We start from the raw sequence: 16,532 nt of genomic DNA, 5'->3' as shown, positions 1-16,532 counted from the left end.
CGATAATTGAAGGCAGGAGTTTCTCAATGTATCTGAAAGGGCTGCACAGCGGTATTGTTCTCAGAAAGTCCCCGTTTCTCGTGGTAAAAAAATTGAGCTCCAATGAAGTGCGGGTCTACAGTAAACTGCACGGCAATCTTACCTCATTTGATTTTGACATCACCCACCTCATCGATCTGTTCGATTCCCCTCTTGCAGTGGAGGACGCGGCCCGCAAAGTGTCGGAGATCCATCAATGCGATGGGCCGGTGCTGATTCAGGAACTCTACGAAAAGAGATTTCTCGTTGATGCGGATATGACCCGGGAGGAGATGTTCTCGGAATATATCGAAGCAGCCCGGGTCAAAAACAAAATCCCCAGGATCTCGAAAGTCACTTTCCTGGTCTCCGAGAAATGCAACATGGCATGTGTGGGGTGCTACCACGGTTTTTACGATTTCAGGAGCGCTGCCATGAGCAGTGAATTCGCGGAGGAGATCCTTCAGGGCCTCTTCCCCTATCTGAAGAGGAGGGGCATTCCCGCCCTTCTTATCTCATTTTTGGGCTATGAGCCTTTATTGAATTTCGACACCCTCCGCATGATCTGCGACCGGGCTTCCGCCATGGGCGATGAGTACGGGATAAATACGACCTTTAAGCTCTACACCAACGGGTACAGTATAAATGAAGAGATCTTTGAATGGATAGAACGGAACAGGTCCCGGTTCGGCGTTATGGTGAGCCTCGACGGGATCAGGGAAGATAACGACAAGAGGAGGACCGATTCCGCAGGCCTGGGGACCTACGACGCCGTCGTCCGGAATCTGAAGCGGATCATAGTCAGCGGTGTGGAATGTGGCGTTATCACCGTCCTCGGCAAGTGGAATCTGGCGAATATCGAAAGATTCGTGGAAGAGATGGATGCAGCGGGTGTGAGGATCATTACGGCAAACATGTTTTGCGGCCAGTCGGAGGAAGAGCGGCTTATGGAGTTGACGGACGCGGAAAAGATCGAAGCCGTGGAGAGAATGGACCTCGCAGCGGAGAAATACGGCATCGAGTTTAACGGCGAGTGGAAATTTCCCGTGGTCCAGATGGTCACCGGCGCCAGGCTCTTTTGCCCTGCGGGGACAAAGCAGCTCGTCTTCGGCGCGGACGGCGCCATCTATCCATGCCAGCGCTTTGCGGGCACCGAGGTGACTCTGGGCGCCTATGGGCCCGGTTTCTGGGAAGAGCTTACCGAAGGCCGATGCGGAAGCTACAACCAATGGACCACAAGTCTTTACAATGGCATGGCCGAGAGGACAAAAGAGGAAAAAACGGACTTTACGGGCTGTGTCTGCCCTTTCATACCCTTCATAAGAGGGGAGTGCATCACCAGGAACCTCACCGAGTCCTTCGACGAATCTCTCGTTCAGTTTTACCTTACCCGGCCATTGAACAGAATACTCACGAAATCACCTTTGAGCTGCTATAATTGACGGTCCGACTGGCCGGTCTTATTGCGGATTCCTTTGTATTGACCTCTGGAGCCATACCATGCCATACTTTACGATCGAGTTGCGCCATGAAAAACCCTGAAGGCCCCACGCCGGAAGCTTCGTAAGGACGGCGGGGCGGCGGGAGGACGGGTGGAGAAAGGCTATTTTCAGATTTACACGGGTAACGGAAAAGGCAAGACCACAGCGGCCCTCGGTATAGCCCTGCGCGCCATGGGCCATGATTTCAGGACCTATATCGGCCAGTTCATGAAAGGCCAGATCTACGGCGAGATTACGGCCTGCCGGGCGATCATTCCCGGCCACGTGACCATCGAGCAGTATGGAAAGGACACTTTCATGCACGTGGGGAACGAGCCCGGCGACGACGATATCAGGATGGCCCGCGAAGGTCTCGGGAAAGCGGAAAAGGCCATGATCTCCGGGTCCTACGACATCGTCGTCTTCGATGAGATCCTTACGGCGCACCACTTCCATCTCCTCACCCTCGAAGAGATGACAGAGGCGATCGGGCTTAGGCCGGAAGGGGTCGAGGTGATCTTTACCGGCAGGTACGCACCCCGCGCCCTCATAGAAATAGCAGACCTGGTCACGGAAATGAAAGAGGTGAAACATTACTATCAAAAGGGCATAGAGGCAAGAAAAGGCATAGAGCGATAAGAGGGGAGCCCATAAAGGAGGAAGAGAATTGGCCACGCCACGTGAATTTGCAAAGGCCCTGGAAACATACCTGAGGCCCCAGACTTTTGCCGTAGGAATCAAGCTGCTTAGAAATGCCGCCGACGCGCCGGCGGGCGTTCTTTCCGTATCCCGGTCGTTCAGGCACAAGGTCGCCCTTTGCCAGACCTTCGGCTGGGCCAGGCGCAACAGGATCACCACGGCGGTCTTTAAAGAAGATATGAATTGTCCCGTCGGAGTCGCGGTCATGGGGCTCGGCAAGAGGCCTGAGTATGTGCTGAACGGTTCGAATACGATCCGGCGCTATTGTCGAACCCTTGAGGGTGCGGCGCTGACCGAGCGGGAGATGAACTGTTTCGAGATAGGCGCCTATGCGGGGCTGGTGGTGGGCCCGCTGGATAGTTGCGAATTCAATCCGGACCTTGCCATCATTTACGGGAACGGTCTTCATATGACGAGGCTCATCCAGGCGGCCCTGTACGCCAAAGGGGGACGCTTCACCGTATCGGTGATCCCCGGGGCGGTTTGCGCCGATGCCCTGGTCCCTCCGGTGAGAGATGACCGGTGCAGCATCGGGTTTCCCTGCTGGGGCGATCGCATCCATGAGGGAACAAATGAAAATGAGATCCTCTTTTCCGTCCCTGCTTCACGATTCGACGAAATTATGCTGGGGCTCAAGGAATCCCATGAAGCGGGAATGACGGTGCCCGTACCCCTTCCCACCTTTTACGAACCCCAGTCACCCCCTGTCTACAATCAGTACATCAAGGATATGGGAATAGAATAGATACCCTTTCGGGGTCTTATCAGACAGGGGGCCCCTTATCGCGATTCCCCCTCAATAATGCTTTTTCAGACGTGAGAGCCGAGGCTTCAGCCGCTAGGCCGCGCCTGTCCTCACCCGTGTCAATTCTTCTTGACAGGAAATTAGTAATGAATATATATTCATTAGGTTGTGAAGAAGAGAACAAGAACATATGAAGGGTACCTAAACCGATGAGTCGACGCAGTAGCACGAGGAGGGTGGGGTTTCTGCCCCGCGCCTTATATTTCACACCCCAGGGGGTGACGTCGGGCGAAATCGAAGAGATACTGCTCGGCAATGATGAGGTAGAGGCGATCCGGCTGAAAGACCTGCTCGGCATGTCTCAGGGGGAGGCGGCAAGGCAGATGCAGATCTCCCAATCCACTTTTCACCGTCTTATCCTCATGGCCAGGCAGAAGATCGCCGATGCCTTTATCAACGGAAAGGCGGTGCGGATCGAGGGTGGGAATATCGATGTGGAAGCCGATTTCTCGCAACCGTGCCGTTGGAGAAAGAGGTGGGGATGCAAAGCCAAAGTCGTCTGTCCCGATGGCTCCTGGGGCGGCATCACGAGGGTACGGGAAGGCGGGCTTGTCATAGTGGCCGTAACCGGCACGGACGGTACCATTGATGGAATGGTGGATGAGCGTTTCGGGCGAAGCAGGAAGATTATCCTCTACAATAAAGAGAAAGGCTCTTTCGAAGCCATCGATAATACGGGAAGCATGAATGTACCTCAGGGCGCAGGAATCAGTACTGCCCGTGTCGTGGCCGGGACACCGGCTCAGGCCGTGATAAGCGGCCATCTCGGTCCCAATGCGTTCAGTGTTTTACGCGAGGCCGGTATTGAGGCATACACCGCGTCACACGTGACCGTGAGGGAAGCGTTGGAGATGCTCGATAGGGGCCAACTGACCAGGCTCGACAGCGCCGATGTGGAAGGACACTGGTAAGCTTTACGGGTATGCCGCTGAGTGCGGGACAGTAGGGCAGGGAACTATATGAATAACTTATCTGGAGGAACTATGAACTGTAGCGAAGCAGCGGATAGCGCAAAGAATGAACAGGCGCTCAAGGAAAAACTCGACAGGATCAAGAACGTCTTCATCGTCCTTTCAGGCAAAGGAGGGGTCGGCAAGAGCACGGTGGCGGTGAACCTTGCCGTCAGTCTCGCACTACGGGGTCTGAAAACCGGTATAATGGACGTAGACATCCACGGTCCGAGCGTTCCCAAGCTCCTCGGCCTTTCGGGAAAGAAGGTGGGACTTCGCGACGAGGAGGTTGTACCCCTCGAAGTTTTTGAGAACTTGAAGGTCATGTCCATCGGCTTCTTCATCGACGGGAACGAGAGCGCCGTCATCTGGAGGGGACCCATGAAGGCGAAGATGATCAGGGAGTTCGTGGAGAGCGTTGCCTGGGGCGACCTCGATTGCCTTGTCGTCGATTGCCCCCCCGGCACCGGAGACGAGCCCCTTTCCGCGGCGCAGATGTTCGCGTCCAAAGGAAGCGGCGTCATCGTGACCACCCCACAGGAGATCGCAACGATCGACGTGGAGAAGTGCATCACCTTCTGCGGTCAACTGGGTCTTCCTGTCGCGGGTATCGTGGAGAACATGAGCGGCTTCGTCTGCCCTGATTGCGGAAAGGAAGTAGACATCTTCTCTTCGGGAGGGGGCAGAAAGCTTGCCGACCGGTTCCACGTGCCATTTCTCGGAAAAATACCGATAGACCCGGATATCGTAAAGAGCGGTGATAGCGAGGAGCCCTATATCCACTCCTATTCCGGGACCCCTACGGCGAGAATATTCGACGAGATCGTGGAGCAGATCATGGGTTTCGGAAAAGAGGCAGAGGCCGGCGCGAGACGATAAAGAGCGTAAGCAGGAGGAATCAGGAGATGAACGGTTACAGTGACAAAGTGCTCGACCACTTTCAGAGGCCGAGAAACGTGGGGGCCATGGAGAACGCCCACGGCATCGGCGAATTCGGAGACGCGGAATGCGGCGATTTCGTGAAGGTCTTTCTGAAGGTGGAAGGCGACACGGTTATCGACGTAAAGTACCAGGTCAGGGGTTGCCCCGCCTCCATCGCCTGTGCAAGCGCCATGAGTGAGCTTGCCAAAGGCAAGAATCTCGATGACGCGATGATGATAGTGGATGAGGACATTGCGGAAGCCCTGGGCGGACTGCCGGAACATAAGATCCTTGTTCCAACCTGGGCGCCGGGGGGCTTAAAAAGGCCCTTACCGACTATTTTGAGAGATATGTGGTCCAGGGAAACGCCAGGTAGAGCGGGCCATGTGCCCGGGTTTTGAGATAGGGATCAAAATTCCCGGACAAAGGGGGAATGATGTTTTTCAAATTCGATGGAAGGCTGCCGCAGATAGGAAAGGCAGGAACCTACGTGAGTGAGACTGCCCAGGTCATCGGGGACGTGAGGATAGGCGACCACTGCTATATAGGCCACGGGGCCATACTGCGGGGTGATTACGGGACCATCATCATCGGGGACGGCACTGCGATCGAGGAAGGGGTTATCGTCCATGCCCCTCCCGAAGATAGCTGCTCCATCGGGCAAGGGGTGACCATCGGCCACGGGGCTATTGTCCATGCGAAAAGAATTGGCGATTTCGCGGGCATCGGAATGGGTGCGATCCTGAGCATCCGCTCCGAAGTGGGTGACGGCGCCATCATTGCAGAAGGGACCGTGGTTAAGCGGGAGCAGAAGATACAGGAATCGATCGTCGCGGCGGGGAATCCGGCGCGAAAGATTAAGGACGTGACCCAAAGGGAAAAGGATTTCTGGGATTGGGGACGCAGGGTTTACAGGGACCTGGCGCAGAAATATTGCGACCTCGGAATGGAGAAGGTCGATCTATAATAACGGGGTTTTCGCATGGCGAAGGAAGACTGCCGGGTGCGGCGAAGGTCTTTTCCCCCTGGAGGCCCCCTAATGGGAGAGTGCCATGAAGAAATATTTTTGGTTCTTTGCGTCGGTAATCGGATATATCCTTTCCGTAGCGGTTCAGTCTGCCGCGTACGAGCCTGTCCTGTCAACGGGCCGGCTTCAGGAGAACATCAATAACCGTTCCTTGATCATCCTCGATATACGAAAAGTGGAGGAGTACAGGGAAGGCCACATTCCCGGGTCCATCTCCCTCACCTTTACTGCCTGGAGAACCGCCGACGCCGATATGGGGTGCCAGCTTCCCATGAAAGACGAGCTTGAGGACAAGGTCTGCTCAATGGGCGCCGATGCGGATTCCCACGTGGTGATCGTGGGCAAAACGGACAGGGATGAGGACCGCGTGAATGCGACGCGGGTTGCGTGGACGCTCAGGTACGCGGGCATACGCAACCTTTCGATCCTTGACGGGGGGTTCAACAAATGGGTGAAGGAAGGAAGACCCCTCTCGAAGAAGGTCTCCAAAAGGACGAAGAGCGATTTTCGTTGCGGCTGGAACGAGAGTGTCCTGGCTCTAAAAAAGGATGTGGTGGCCTCGTGCGGCTGCGCGGGCAGAGGCGCTATTCTCGATACGAGACCGGAGGCGCAGTTTACGGGAAGGATCGTCTGCCCCTCGGTCAAAAGGAAAGGCCGCATCCCCGGGGCCGTTAACCTGCCTTATTCACTCGTCCACGGAAAAGAAGGAATCTTTGAATCCAGAGGAACCCTGCAGGCCCTTGCTTCTCAGAAAATAGGGGACGACAGGGACAGGACGATCATCGTGGTCTGTTCCAACGGACAGTTTGCTTCAGCCTGGTGGTTTGCACTGAGCGAAATTCTCGGTTACGGGAATGTGAAGATCTACGACGGCGCGATGGAAGAATGGTGCTGCGATCAGGCCGCTCCCCTCGAGGGGGCGCCCGTTCAATAAGAAATTACGGCCCGGCAAGGTCGACTTATCCTTCCGGCGTTGTGCGGCAAAAGGAGCACATTTATGGATATCGAAACGGTCACATGTCTCTATTTTTCCCCTACGGGAACGACCGGGACCACTGCAAAAGAGATAGCCCGCGGTATGGCAGGGGCGCAGGTGAAGGTCCTCGACTGCACGAGACCCGCGCAGCGGGCGAAAAACACCCGGGCCTTCAGGGGCGATGAGATCGTCATACTCGCAGTGCCCGTCTATTACGGAAGGGTCCCCGAGACCGCGGCGGACTATTTCTACACTTTATCGGGTGAAAATACCCCTGCCGTGCTCGTGGTGATATACGGTAACAGGGCCTATGATGATGCACTCAGGGAACTCTATGATATTGCATCAAAACGGGGGTTTATTCCTGTGGCAGGAGGCGCTTTTATAGGAGAGCACTCCTATTCTACCGAAAAACGGCCCATCGCCCGGGGAAGGCCCGACGAGAAAGACCTGCAAAAAGCCCGGGAATTCGGCGGTCTTGTCCGAAAGAAAATGGAAGCCCTTGATTTACTGGGGGCGATAAAACCGCTGACAGTGCCCGGGAACGTCCCCTACAAGGAGCCTGAAGCGCTTTACCGCGTAAGAAGTCTCAGGCAGACCGCCTCTTTCACGCCTGAAACCGACATGGCCCTTTGCACCGGATGCACCCTGTGCGCTGATGCCTGCCCCGTCGAAGCAATAGATAGGGATGACCCCGCGACTACGGATAAAGGGCGGTGCACCCTGTGCTTCGCCTGTGTCAAGGTCTGCCCGGTACAAGCCCGGGCGATGAATGAGCTTTCTTCCGGTCCGGCCGTTACACGCATATATGAAAGCTGTCAATCGAGAAAGGAGCCTGAATATTATCTTCCCGGGCCGTGAAAACGCGAGGGCCTTTCCAATTTTGGCCCGATTCAGAGATCTCAATGCATAAAAGTCATCCTCGGGCCTTCATCATGGTGTGCAGTACCTCGACTGCCCGTTCGGCGAAAGCGGGGTCGCATATGTGGACGTTTATCTCCTCCACCGGTATACGGGGGTCGAGAAACTTCTTTAAGGTCTCGGTGAAAACCCGGTCGGCAGCGGGGTCGAAGAGCTCCCTGCCTTCCTTGTCCGCCTCGGACCATCCCCTGGTGGGGATAAGCACGTGAGAAGGACCTTCCGACTTATTGAGCTTAGCCGTGATGATTGCGGCAAATCGCTCCATCTCCGGTGATTCCATACGCACGCAGAACCGGGCGTCGTGGCGGTATACCCTCCTTCCGGTAAATTGGTCCGGCATGGGATAGACCGGACTGAATACCGCATTGTCAAGGCCTCCCGGGGCAAAGACCAGGGGCACCCCCATTTTCCCCGCTGTCTCGAAACGGGCGGGACCGATTCCTTTGCAGTAGCCCCCGTAGAGATCATCGGCGATCTCGTGGGGTGTGAGATCGAGGACGCCCGCGATCCTGCCCTCGCCGATCAGCTCCTCCATTGCCATCCCCCCGCAGCCGTTTGCGTGAAACCCCATCATCTCGTAGCCTTTTTCACGGAGGAAGCCTTCCGCAAGGATGGCGCACTCGGAATTGACGCCGTACGCGGTTACCGCCACCATCGGCCTTCCCCCCAGAGAGGAGGCGCCCTTCTGCATCATGCCGCATACGGCGTAGGCGGCCTGCCCCAGGATAAGGCGTGTGAATTCATTGAAACCGAGGAGATCCGCCACGGAATGGAACATGACGATATCTTTGGTGCCTATGAATTCCCTGACGTCCCGTGACGCCACGGTGGAGACCATGACCTTTGGGAGCCCGAAGGGCAGGGCCCGCATGATGGAAGTGATTACGGCTGTGCCCGTTCCCCCTCCCAAGCCGATGATCCCATCGAGCAACCCCTCGCGGAGCAGGCGGCCCGCGTAGGCCGTACCACCCCTCTGCATGGCATCGAGTCCCTGCGGCCGGTCCCTGGTCTCTATCACTTCCTTAAGGTCGCACCCGGCGACCTCGGCAAGTTGTTTATTCGTAATGTCCGGTTCGACCTGGGGGAGGCCCAGGATGCCTATGTCCATCAGAAAAGTCGAGGCTCCTTGTTCCCGGGCGCAGTCCCGGACCCAAGCGGCCTCCCTTCCTTTTGTATCCATGGTAGCGACAATGAGGAGACAATTTTTCTTGCCCATGGCCCATTCCTTCCCGCGACGCACATGAATTGCTGACGCGCGCGGAGAGCGATATCCGCCCGCCCGGAGCGGCATTATAAGAAGCCCGAAAAATAGAGTTTAATCGTAAATATCCCCCGTAGCGGCTTCTGTCAATATATTTAAACTTATAGACCATAATGAATGCTGATGGCTCCATAGAGGGATAAAAATGAGAAAGGCCTGACCAAGAGCGGTGAAAAACGAAGCAACCGCCCTGAAGGACGGTCTCTTTCCTACGCCTTTTCAGTAGACGAAGGCCAGAAGGTCAGGGCCCGGGATGACCCTTGTCGGACCCTCTCTTCTCCTGCTCCTCCACCACACAATAGACACCTTTTCCTTCGAACCCGGGTGCGAAGCAGCCGTTGTCGGAGACACATCTCGCGGGCCTGTGGTCTCCAGATCTCCAGCGGGCCACGAGGTCCGGCTCACGGATCAGGGGTCGGCAAAGGGCGATATAGTCCGTGATCCCCGTATCGACCAGCCTCTCGGCGGTCTCGAGGGTGCGGATGCCGCCCACCAGCATCAGAGGGGTCGGCAGTTTTCTCTTGAAAGTCTCCGCTACGGGCTCGTAATAGGCTTCAGGCTCTCCCTCGGCCGGTTTTCCGGGGCGGGAGGGCAGGTACTTTCCGGAAAGAACGGTGCCCCCGCTCATTTCAATCGCGTCAATGCCCGCCTGTTCAAGGAAGGCGGCCACGCGAAACATGTCGTCCGTGGTAAGGCCGTTGGGGAGAAAGTCCTCGGAGTTGAGCTTCACGAGTATGGGGAACTCGGGGCCCACTGCCTCCCTCACCGCGTTTATTACCTCAATGAGAAGCTGGGTCCTGTTCTCTATTGCGCCCCCATAGCCGTCGGTCCTCTTGTTGAAGCAGGGAGAGAGGTACTGGCTCAGGAGATACCCATGGGCTGCATGGACCTGGACCGCATCGAACCCCGCAATCCGTGCCCTTTCTGCCGCTCGGGCAAAGGCTCCGGCAATATCCCTCATATCTTTTCCCGTCATCTCCCTCCCTTCCTCCGTCTCCGAAGGACCCATGGGCGAAAGGCCGGTGAGCTTGAATGCGGCGCGAGACCCCGCGTGGGCGAGCTGGAGGGCCGCCTTGCCCCCGGATTCGTGAATGGCCTCCGTCATGGCGGTTAATCCGGGAATCAGGGCATCCGAATAGGCGCCGAGCTGCCGCATACCCGCCTGACCTTCCCGGCTCACATAGGCATGACCGCTTATGATGAGCCCCACGGCGCCGCGGGCAAGTTGCCTCTGCACCTCGATAAGCTCCGGCGTGACCGAGCCGTCTTCTGTCGCAAGCCCTTCCCACGTGGCGGACCGGACAAAGCGGTTCGGGAGGGTCATATTTTTTAAAGATGAGGGTTCGAATAATCGGGACATGGCAGGGCCTCCTCATACGTGATATGTACGGTATTCATCCGTGGAATTCTACTCCATTCTATCATTTCCGTCGCTCAAAGGTGAATAAAAAGGTGGAGCCGGGGAAGACAAGGTCCCGGGAAAAGGTGCGTTTATTTGGCGGTAGTTGCTATTTTTTTGCCGGTGACGGTATAATGGTCTCACCCCGCACCTTCCAAATATATTCGCGCCTTTCACGTCTTCTTCATGCGGGGACCCCGGGAAGACTAATGAGACATGCATTTTTCAGATCCATCCGGACCCATCTCATCCTTCTGGTGCTGATTTCCCTTCTTCCCGCCCTGGGGATTATCATCTACGGGGGATTGGACCGTCAGCGCCGGGACATGGAAGATAGCAGGAACCAATCGGTGAGGGTTCTCACCGATCTGGCCCATGACCATACCCGCACGATGGAAGGGGCCAGGATCTTTCTCGTCACTCTGTCAAAGTTGCAGGAAGTGAGGAATAAGAACGTTTCTGACAGCGTCAGACTCTTTCGTGAGCTTCGTACCCAGAACCCCATATATGCGAATATATTCGCTGCCTCGGCCAACGGGACTATATACGCGAGCGCGCTGCCTTTCATCCGTTACGGGATAGGGCACAGAAAATATTTCAGGGACGCCGTCAGAACAAAAGACTTTTCCGTAGGAGAATATGTATGGGGACCTACCCTTCAAAAGCCCATAATTCATTTCGCCTACCCCGTTCTCAATCCAAAAAGGGAAGTGACCGGCATTGTGGCGGTTACCATCGATCTCGCCCATTACGACAGGATTTTTCAACAGACCTCTTTGCCCCGGGATTTTGTCCTCGGCATTACCGACCACAGGCATATCTACCTCTACCGCTTTCCCGATCCGAAGAGATATGCAGGCATGAAGGAGCCGTCCGATATGACCCTCTTCATGGCGGGCCCACCGGAAGCGGGCGCTTTCACGAGCACCGACCGCAGCGGCATAAAATGGTTTTACGTCTACAGAAAACTTTCTCTCGACAGGAGTTCGACCCCCTATCTTTACATGACAGTAGGTATTCCCGAGAAGAAAGCTCTTGCAGGCTCCACGCGGACATTTTGGATTACCCTCGCGTTCTTATGCGCGGCCCTGCTTGTCGCCCTTCTCTCTGCATGGCTTGTAGGAAACATGCTGGTTACGCGAAGGCTTCAGGGGCTCCTGAAGGCCTTTCAGCGGCTGGGGAGCGGCGATCTGACGGCCCGGGCGGGCCTTAACCATGACAGGAGCGAAATGGGGCAGCTTGCTGCTGCCTTTGATGAGATGGCTGGCGCTCTGGTGGGGAGAGAAGGGGAGAAGAGAATTGCCATGGAAGAACTTCAGGCGAGCGAAAAGCGCTATCGCACGCTTTTTGACGAAGCCATAGAAGGAATTGTCCTCGCCGACCAGGAGCACGGCATAATCCAGGACTGTAACCGCTCTTTCCTTCGCCTCACCGGATATGCGCGATCGGAGCTCGTAGGCAGGTTCGAGACGATGCTCCATCCACCGGAGCCCGGGCAACTCTCACGAATTTTCTCCCTTCAAAGGGTGGAGAAAGAGGGGCAGGTACTCATCGACCGTATTCTGACCAAAGAGGGGAATGTGAAGGAGGTGGAGATAAAGGCGAATACCATCGTCATGGGCGGGGTGAGGCACATGCAATGCTTCTTCAGGGACATCACCCGCGAGCAGCGGATCCACCGTGAAAAGGAGACAACCCTCATGGTCCTCAACCTCCTTAACGATCACAGTGAGATCCGTGAGCTTATCCGAAAAATTACCGCTTTTCTCCTCGAATGGACGGGATGTGAGGCGACGGGCGTTCGCTTGAGGGACGGGGATGATTTTCCCTATTATGAAACACGCGGATTTCACAAGGAGTTTCTGGCGGCCGAAAACAGCCTGTGCGTAAAGGACCTGAATGGGCAGATCATCAGGGACGATGCGGGCAGCCCGGTGCTCGAGTGCATGTGCGGCAATATCCTTTCCTGCAGGTTCGATCCGGCCCTTCCTTTTTTTACGGCCCGGGGGAGTTTCTGGTCCAACTGCACCACGGACCTTCTCGCAACGACTACCGATGAGGACCGGCAGACCCGCACCCGCAACCGGTGCAACGGGGAAGGGTATGAATCGGTGGCATTGATCCCCCTGAGGCACGGCAACCTGATATTGGGACTTCTTCAATTCAACGACCGCCGGAAAGGCAGGTTTACCCCGGAGCTGATCTCTTTCCTCGAGAGCACGGGGGAGCAGATCGCAATCGCCCTTGCCCAGAGGCAGGCCCAGGTTGCGCTCCGGAAGAGCGAGCAGAGGTTCCGGGATATCAGCGAGGCTGCCGGCGAATACCTCTTCGAATTCGACCCTTACTGGCGCTTCACCTTTGTGAGCGATCGAATTCGCGATGTCCTGGAATATAGTCCCCATGAAGTGCGGGGAAAGATTGTTTTCGAGCTTCTCCCGGAACCAATGGTCCCGAAGGCGAGGGATCTTTTCGAATCACTGAAGCGCGACCGCGTGGGCTTCAGTGGCGTGGAATTTCCTGTCCTTACCAAAACAGGCAGGGCAGTATGGATGAGCGCCACCGCGGTCCCCATCTTCGACGGCAACCGGGATATCCTGGGCTATCGCGGCGCGGCGATGGACATTACATCGCGAAAAGAAGCGGAAGAGACCATAAAGGGGTCTCTCAGGGAAAAGGAAGTGCTCTTGAGGGAGATCCACCACAGGGTAAAGAATAACCTTCAGGTTGTCTCCAGCCTTCTCAACATGCAATCCCGTTATATACGGGATTCCGAAGATTCCGCCTGCTTCAGCGCGAGCATGGACCGCATCAGGTCCATGGCCCTCATCCATGACAAGCTCTACAGGTCGAGGAACCTGGCGCATATTTATTTTCCCGATTACGTGAACGACCTTTCCCGGGACCTCCTTCTCGCGTACGCGTTGGGCAGGGATATGGAAATGAATATTGACGTAGCGCCACTTTCACTCGATATCGACACCGCCATGCCCTTGGGGCTTATTATAAACGAGCTCCTCTCCAATTCTCTCAAGCATGCGTTTCCGAACGGGAATTCAGGGGCCATATGCCTGAACCTTTCCGCCGGGGAGAGGGAGAATACTCTCGTCGTCTCCGACAACGGCATCGGATTTCCTCCGGGGATCGATTTTACCCGTACCCAATCTCTGGGAATGCAGCTCGTCATGACCCTCGTAGACCAGCTCGAGGGCTCCATCGAGCTACGCAGCGAGGGGGGGACGGAAGTCAGGATCACCTTCGGGAGCGCATAACAAGGCATTTTTCGCATACTTTGTCGCACCCATGAGACTTAAGTTTCGGAATTGAGACGTGAGTTGCCTTTGCCCTTTCGGAATAATTCCTTTAAATGATTGATTATCCGTCTTTCGGCATTGCGGCATTTCTTTTGCAGAATTCAAGGACGAAGGGGGAGAAGTCTGAGGTCTGTTCCTTACAAGGCGCCCTCCCGAGAAAGTGGAGGAAAGGATGTCCATGAATAGAACCATTCTCCTCGTTGAGGACGAGGCAATGATCGCCATAGCCGGCGCTGAAAAAGTCCGGAGTTTCGGTTTCCATGTGATCGTCGCCCCGTCGGGGAAAAAAGCGGTGGAATTGGCATCCCGAAAGGAGAAGATCGATCTTGTGCTCATGGACTTGGACCTGGGTTCCGAGATGAGCGGCGCCGAGGCGGCAAGGCGAATCCTTTCCCTTCGAAGCCTGCCCGTTGTCTTCCTCACTTCCCATTCCTTTGAAGAGTCCGGGGAAGGCATAAAGGATATTCCCCTTTGCGGGTATGTCGTAAAAGGCTCCGGAGATTATATCCTCCGTTTCTCCATCGAAGCCGCTTTCGAGCTCTTCGAGTCCCGCCGGTCGGGATTACGCCATTCCCCTCTTCCGTTCCATGAGGGAAAGGATGAGGTCCCGGTCCTTCACGAAGGCAACGACAGCCTCGGGCTTTCCGATTTGATCGACAGCGAAGCCCTTCAACCGCTCGTGGACGACTTCTGCAGGCTCACCGGAATCGGCGCGGCGGTCGTTGATCTCGAAGGGAAGATACTCGTTTCATCCGGGTGGCAGGAGATATGCACAAAATTCCACCGCCTTCACCCGGAATCGCGCAGGAATTGCGTGGAGAGCGATATCACCCTCACGCGCGGGGCGGTGGAGGGAACCTTTAATGTGTATAAGTGCAAAAATAATATGATGGATCTCGCAACGCCCATCATGGCGGGTCCTGCCCATGTGGGCAACCTCTTTCTGGGACAATTCCTCTTCGATGACGAAATGCCTGATTATGACCTCTTTCGTGCCCAGGCGAAACGATACGGTTTCGACGAAAAGGCATATATGACGGCCCTGGAGCAGGTACCCCGCAGGAGCAAAGAGGCGGTGAACGCATCCATGTCCTTTTTCTCCAAATTTGCGCGCATCATATCACAGCTTTCCCTGAACAGGCTCAACCTGAGCCGCGCGTTAACCGAGAGAGACAGATCGCTCATCCTTCTAAAGGAGAAGGAGGAGCTTCTCGAGAACCAGGTGAGACTGGTGACCACCCTTCTCGACACGGTCCCCAGCCCCATTTATTACAAGAACAGGTCGGGCAGGTTCCTGGGGTGTAACCGGGCCTTTGAAGAATTCAGGGGGATGGCCCGAAAACGCATCATCGGAAGAACGGTCCGCGAGTTGGATCCCACGAAGGAAGCGGACAAGTATGAGGAGATGGACCGTCTATTATACGCAAATCAAGGAGTGCAGACTTTCGAGTGGCGCGCCAGGACCGCGAGCGGCGCCGCGCGGGACGTGATCTTTCGAAAGGCGCTTTTCAGGGATGCGGCGGGCTCGGTCGCGGGGATCGCAGGGGTAATGACGGATATTACCGAGCAGAAGAAGGCGCAGGAGAAGCTCAAGAGGCTGACCGATGCAATGGAAGCCTCAATGGAAGGTATGGCCGTGATCGGGGGGAACGAGCTGCTGGTCTACGTAAACAAGTCTTTTGCCGCCGTCTATGGCTATTCCATGGCAGACGAGCTCGTGGGTCAATCATGGCGTCTCCTTTATGAAGATAACGAGATAAGGAGATTCGACCGGTATATTCTGCCCCAGTTCCGGCGGCATGGACAATGGCAGGGGGAGGCGACGGGGAAGAGAAAAGATGAAAGTTTCTTCCCTCAGGAGGTATCGCTGACGGCCCTCGACCACGGCGGATCGATTTGCGTGGTACGGGATACGAGCGTCCGCAAAAAAATCGATGAAGTACAGCTTTTTCTCCTCCAGTCCGGGTATGCACGCTCGGGTGGTGAGTTTTTCAAATCTCTCGCGCGATACCTCGCATGGACCCTGGAGGTCGACTATGTATGCATCGACCGCCTCTCGGGGCAAGATCATAAAGCAAAAACCCTGGCCATTTATTTTGACGGGACCTTTGAAGACAACGTGGAATATACCCTTGCCGATACCCCTTGCGAGGAGGTGGTGGGAAAGACAATCTGCTCTTTCCCTCAAAAAGTCCGGGACCTCTTTCCCCGGGATGAGATACTCCGGGAGATGGGGGCGGAAAGTTATGTGGGGACCACTCTTTGGGGCTCGGACGGCCGTCCGATCGGTCTCATTGCGGTGATTGCACGACGCCCGATGGAGGACACGAGGCTCGTCGAGACCGTGTTGAAGCTGGCGGCAATCCGCGCGGCCGGCGAGCTGGAGCGACGTGACGCCCAGGGAGAGATAGAAGCCCTTCTTTCGGAGAAAGAGCTTCTTCTCAGGGAAGTCCATCACAGGATCAAGAACAACATGAACGTCATCATGAGCCTCCTCGCGCTCCAGGCGAGCCGCCTTAAAGACCCCACGGTAGTGGCGGCACTGGCGGACGCAAGAAGCCGCGTCCAGAGTATGATGGTCCTTTACGATAAGCTTTACCGTTCCGCTGACTTCAGGAATATATCTGCCGATCAATATCTGAATTCTCTGATCGATGAGATAGCCCGGAATTTTCCTGGTCTCAAGTCGGTAAGAGTCGAGAAAAACATCGAACCCTTTATTCTCGATGCGAGGGTTCTCTCCTCCCTCGGCATCATTCTTAA

At 55.8% G+C, this 16,532-nt stretch carries 13 protein-coding genes; 11 read left to right on the top strand and 2 right to left on the bottom strand.

The window, feature by feature from the left end; all coding sequences use genetic code 11:
- Window positions 1-26 precede the first annotated feature (26 nt).
- From VGJ94_14950 to VGJ94_14910, 9 genes are all read left to right on the top strand, one after another.
- The gene (locus VGJ94_14950; GenBank protein ID HEY3277914.1) at window positions 27-1,460 is read left to right on the top strand and encodes a radical SAM protein; all 1,434 of its coding nucleotides are present in this window, start codon (window positions 27-29) and stop codon (window positions 1,458-1,460) included.
- Between the two features lie 96 nt (window positions 1,461-1,556).
- Entirely contained in the window at window positions 1,557-2,138 is a 582-nt protein-coding gene (locus tag VGJ94_14945; protein HEY3277913.1) for a cob(I)yrinic acid a,c-diamide adenosyltransferase, read from the top strand.
- A 28-nt stretch (window positions 2,139-2,166) separates the two neighbouring features.
- On the top strand, window positions 2,167-2,943 hold the full coding sequence (locus VGJ94_14940) for a DUF169 domain-containing protein (protein ID HEY3277912.1): 777 nt from the start codon (window positions 2,167-2,169) through the stop codon (window positions 2,941-2,943).
- A 209-nt stretch (window positions 2,944-3,152) separates the two neighbouring features.
- Window positions 3,153-3,914 carry a DUF134 domain-containing protein gene (locus VGJ94_14935; GenBank protein ID HEY3277911.1) on the top strand — a complete coding sequence of 254 codons (762 nt, stop codon included), beginning with the start codon at window positions 3,153-3,155 and terminating at the stop codon, window positions 3,912-3,914.
- A gap of 72 nt (window positions 3,915-3,986) precedes the next feature.
- Window positions 3,987-4,832, top strand: coding sequence for an Mrp/NBP35 family ATP-binding protein (locus VGJ94_14930; protein HEY3277910.1), 846 nt, complete (start codon window positions 3,987-3,989; stop codon window positions 4,830-4,832).
- Window positions 4,833-4,858: 26 nt separating this feature from the next.
- The gene (locus VGJ94_14925) at window positions 4,859-5,275 is read left to right on the top strand and encodes an iron-sulfur cluster assembly scaffold protein (GenBank protein ID HEY3277909.1); all 417 of its coding nucleotides are present in this window, start codon (window positions 4,859-4,861) and stop codon (window positions 5,273-5,275) included.
- A 32-nt stretch (window positions 5,276-5,307) separates the two neighbouring features.
- Window positions 5,308-5,841 (top strand): gamma carbonic anhydrase family protein, encoded by a 534-nt coding sequence (locus tag VGJ94_14920; protein HEY3277908.1) that lies wholly within the window; start codon window positions 5,308-5,310, stop codon window positions 5,839-5,841.
- Window positions 5,842-5,926: 85 nt separating this feature from the next.
- On the top strand, window positions 5,927-6,835 hold the full coding sequence (locus VGJ94_14915) for a rhodanese-like domain-containing protein (GenBank protein HEY3277907.1): 909 nt from the start codon (window positions 5,927-5,929) through the stop codon (window positions 6,833-6,835).
- Between the two features lie 63 nt (window positions 6,836-6,898).
- Window positions 6,899-7,738, top strand: coding sequence for an EFR1 family ferrodoxin (locus tag VGJ94_14910; protein HEY3277906.1), 840 nt, complete (start codon window positions 6,899-6,901; stop codon window positions 7,736-7,738).
- Window positions 7,739-7,793: 55 nt separating this feature from the next.
- On the opposite strand, the gene VGJ94_14905 is transcribed toward VGJ94_14910, so the two are convergent.
- Window positions 7,794-9,014, bottom strand: a complete 1,221-nt coding sequence (locus VGJ94_14905) for a Tm-1-like ATP-binding domain-containing protein (protein HEY3277905.1) — start codon at window positions 9,012-9,014, stop codon at window positions 7,794-7,796.
- A gap of 286 nt (window positions 9,015-9,300) precedes the next feature.
- Complete coding sequence (locus VGJ94_14900) at window positions 9,301-10,419, bottom strand: NADH:flavin oxidoreductase (protein HEY3277904.1); 1,119 nt, start codon at window positions 10,417-10,419, stop codon at window positions 9,301-9,303.
- A gap of 248 nt (window positions 10,420-10,667) precedes the next feature.
- Between VGJ94_14900 and VGJ94_14895 the strand changes: the two genes are divergently transcribed.
- Complete coding sequence (locus VGJ94_14895; protein ID HEY3277903.1) at window positions 10,668-13,727, top strand: PAS domain S-box protein; 3,060 nt, start codon at window positions 10,668-10,670, stop codon at window positions 13,725-13,727.
- Between the two features lie 214 nt (window positions 13,728-13,941).
- A partial coding sequence (locus tag VGJ94_14890; protein ID HEY3277902.1) for a PocR ligand-binding domain-containing protein occupies window positions 13,942-16,532 on the top strand: 2,591 nt, incomplete at its 3' end.

This window comes from Syntrophorhabdaceae bacterium (assembly GCA_036504895.1).
GTDB lineage: Bacteria > Desulfobacterota > Syntrophorhabdia > Syntrophorhabdales > Syntrophorhabdaceae > PNOM01.
Note: the sequence above shows the minus strand (reverse complement) of the source record. Positions and strands in the feature narration are given on the sequence as shown.

Bases quoted from the DNA above. Each gene is read 5' to 3' on its own strand.
- VGJ94_14935 (HEY3277911.1), top strand. From the start codon at position 3,153: ATGAGTCGACGCAGTAGCACGAGGAGGGTGGGGTTTCTGCCCCGCGCC.
- VGJ94_14915 (HEY3277907.1), top strand. From the start codon at position 5,927: ATGAAGAAATATTTTTGGTTCTTTGCGTCGGTAATCGGATATATCCTT.
- VGJ94_14925 (HEY3277909.1), top strand. From the start codon at position 4,859: ATGAACGGTTACAGTGACAAAGTGCTCGACCACTTTCAGAGGCCGAGA.
- VGJ94_14920 (HEY3277908.1), top strand. From the start codon at position 5,308: ATGATGTTTTTCAAATTCGATGGAAGGCTGCCGCAGATAGGAAAGGCA.
- VGJ94_14950 (HEY3277914.1), top strand. From the start codon at position 27: ATGTATCTGAAAGGGCTGCACAGCGGTATTGTTCTCAGAAAGTCCCCG.
- VGJ94_14910 (HEY3277906.1), top strand. From the start codon at position 6,899: ATGGATATCGAAACGGTCACATGTCTCTATTTTTCCCCTACGGGAACG.
- VGJ94_14905 (HEY3277905.1), bottom strand. From the start codon at position 9,014: ATGGGCAAGAAAAATTGTCTCCTCATTGTCGCTACCATGGATACAAAA.
- VGJ94_14930 (HEY3277910.1), top strand. From the start codon at position 3,987: ATGAACTGTAGCGAAGCAGCGGATAGCGCAAAGAATGAACAGGCGCTC.
- VGJ94_14900 (HEY3277904.1), bottom strand. From the start codon at position 10,419: ATGTCCCGATTATTCGAACCCTCATCTTTAAAAAATATGACCCTCCCG.
- VGJ94_14895 (HEY3277903.1), top strand. From the start codon at position 10,668: ATGAGACATGCATTTTTCAGATCCATCCGGACCCATCTCATCCTTCTG.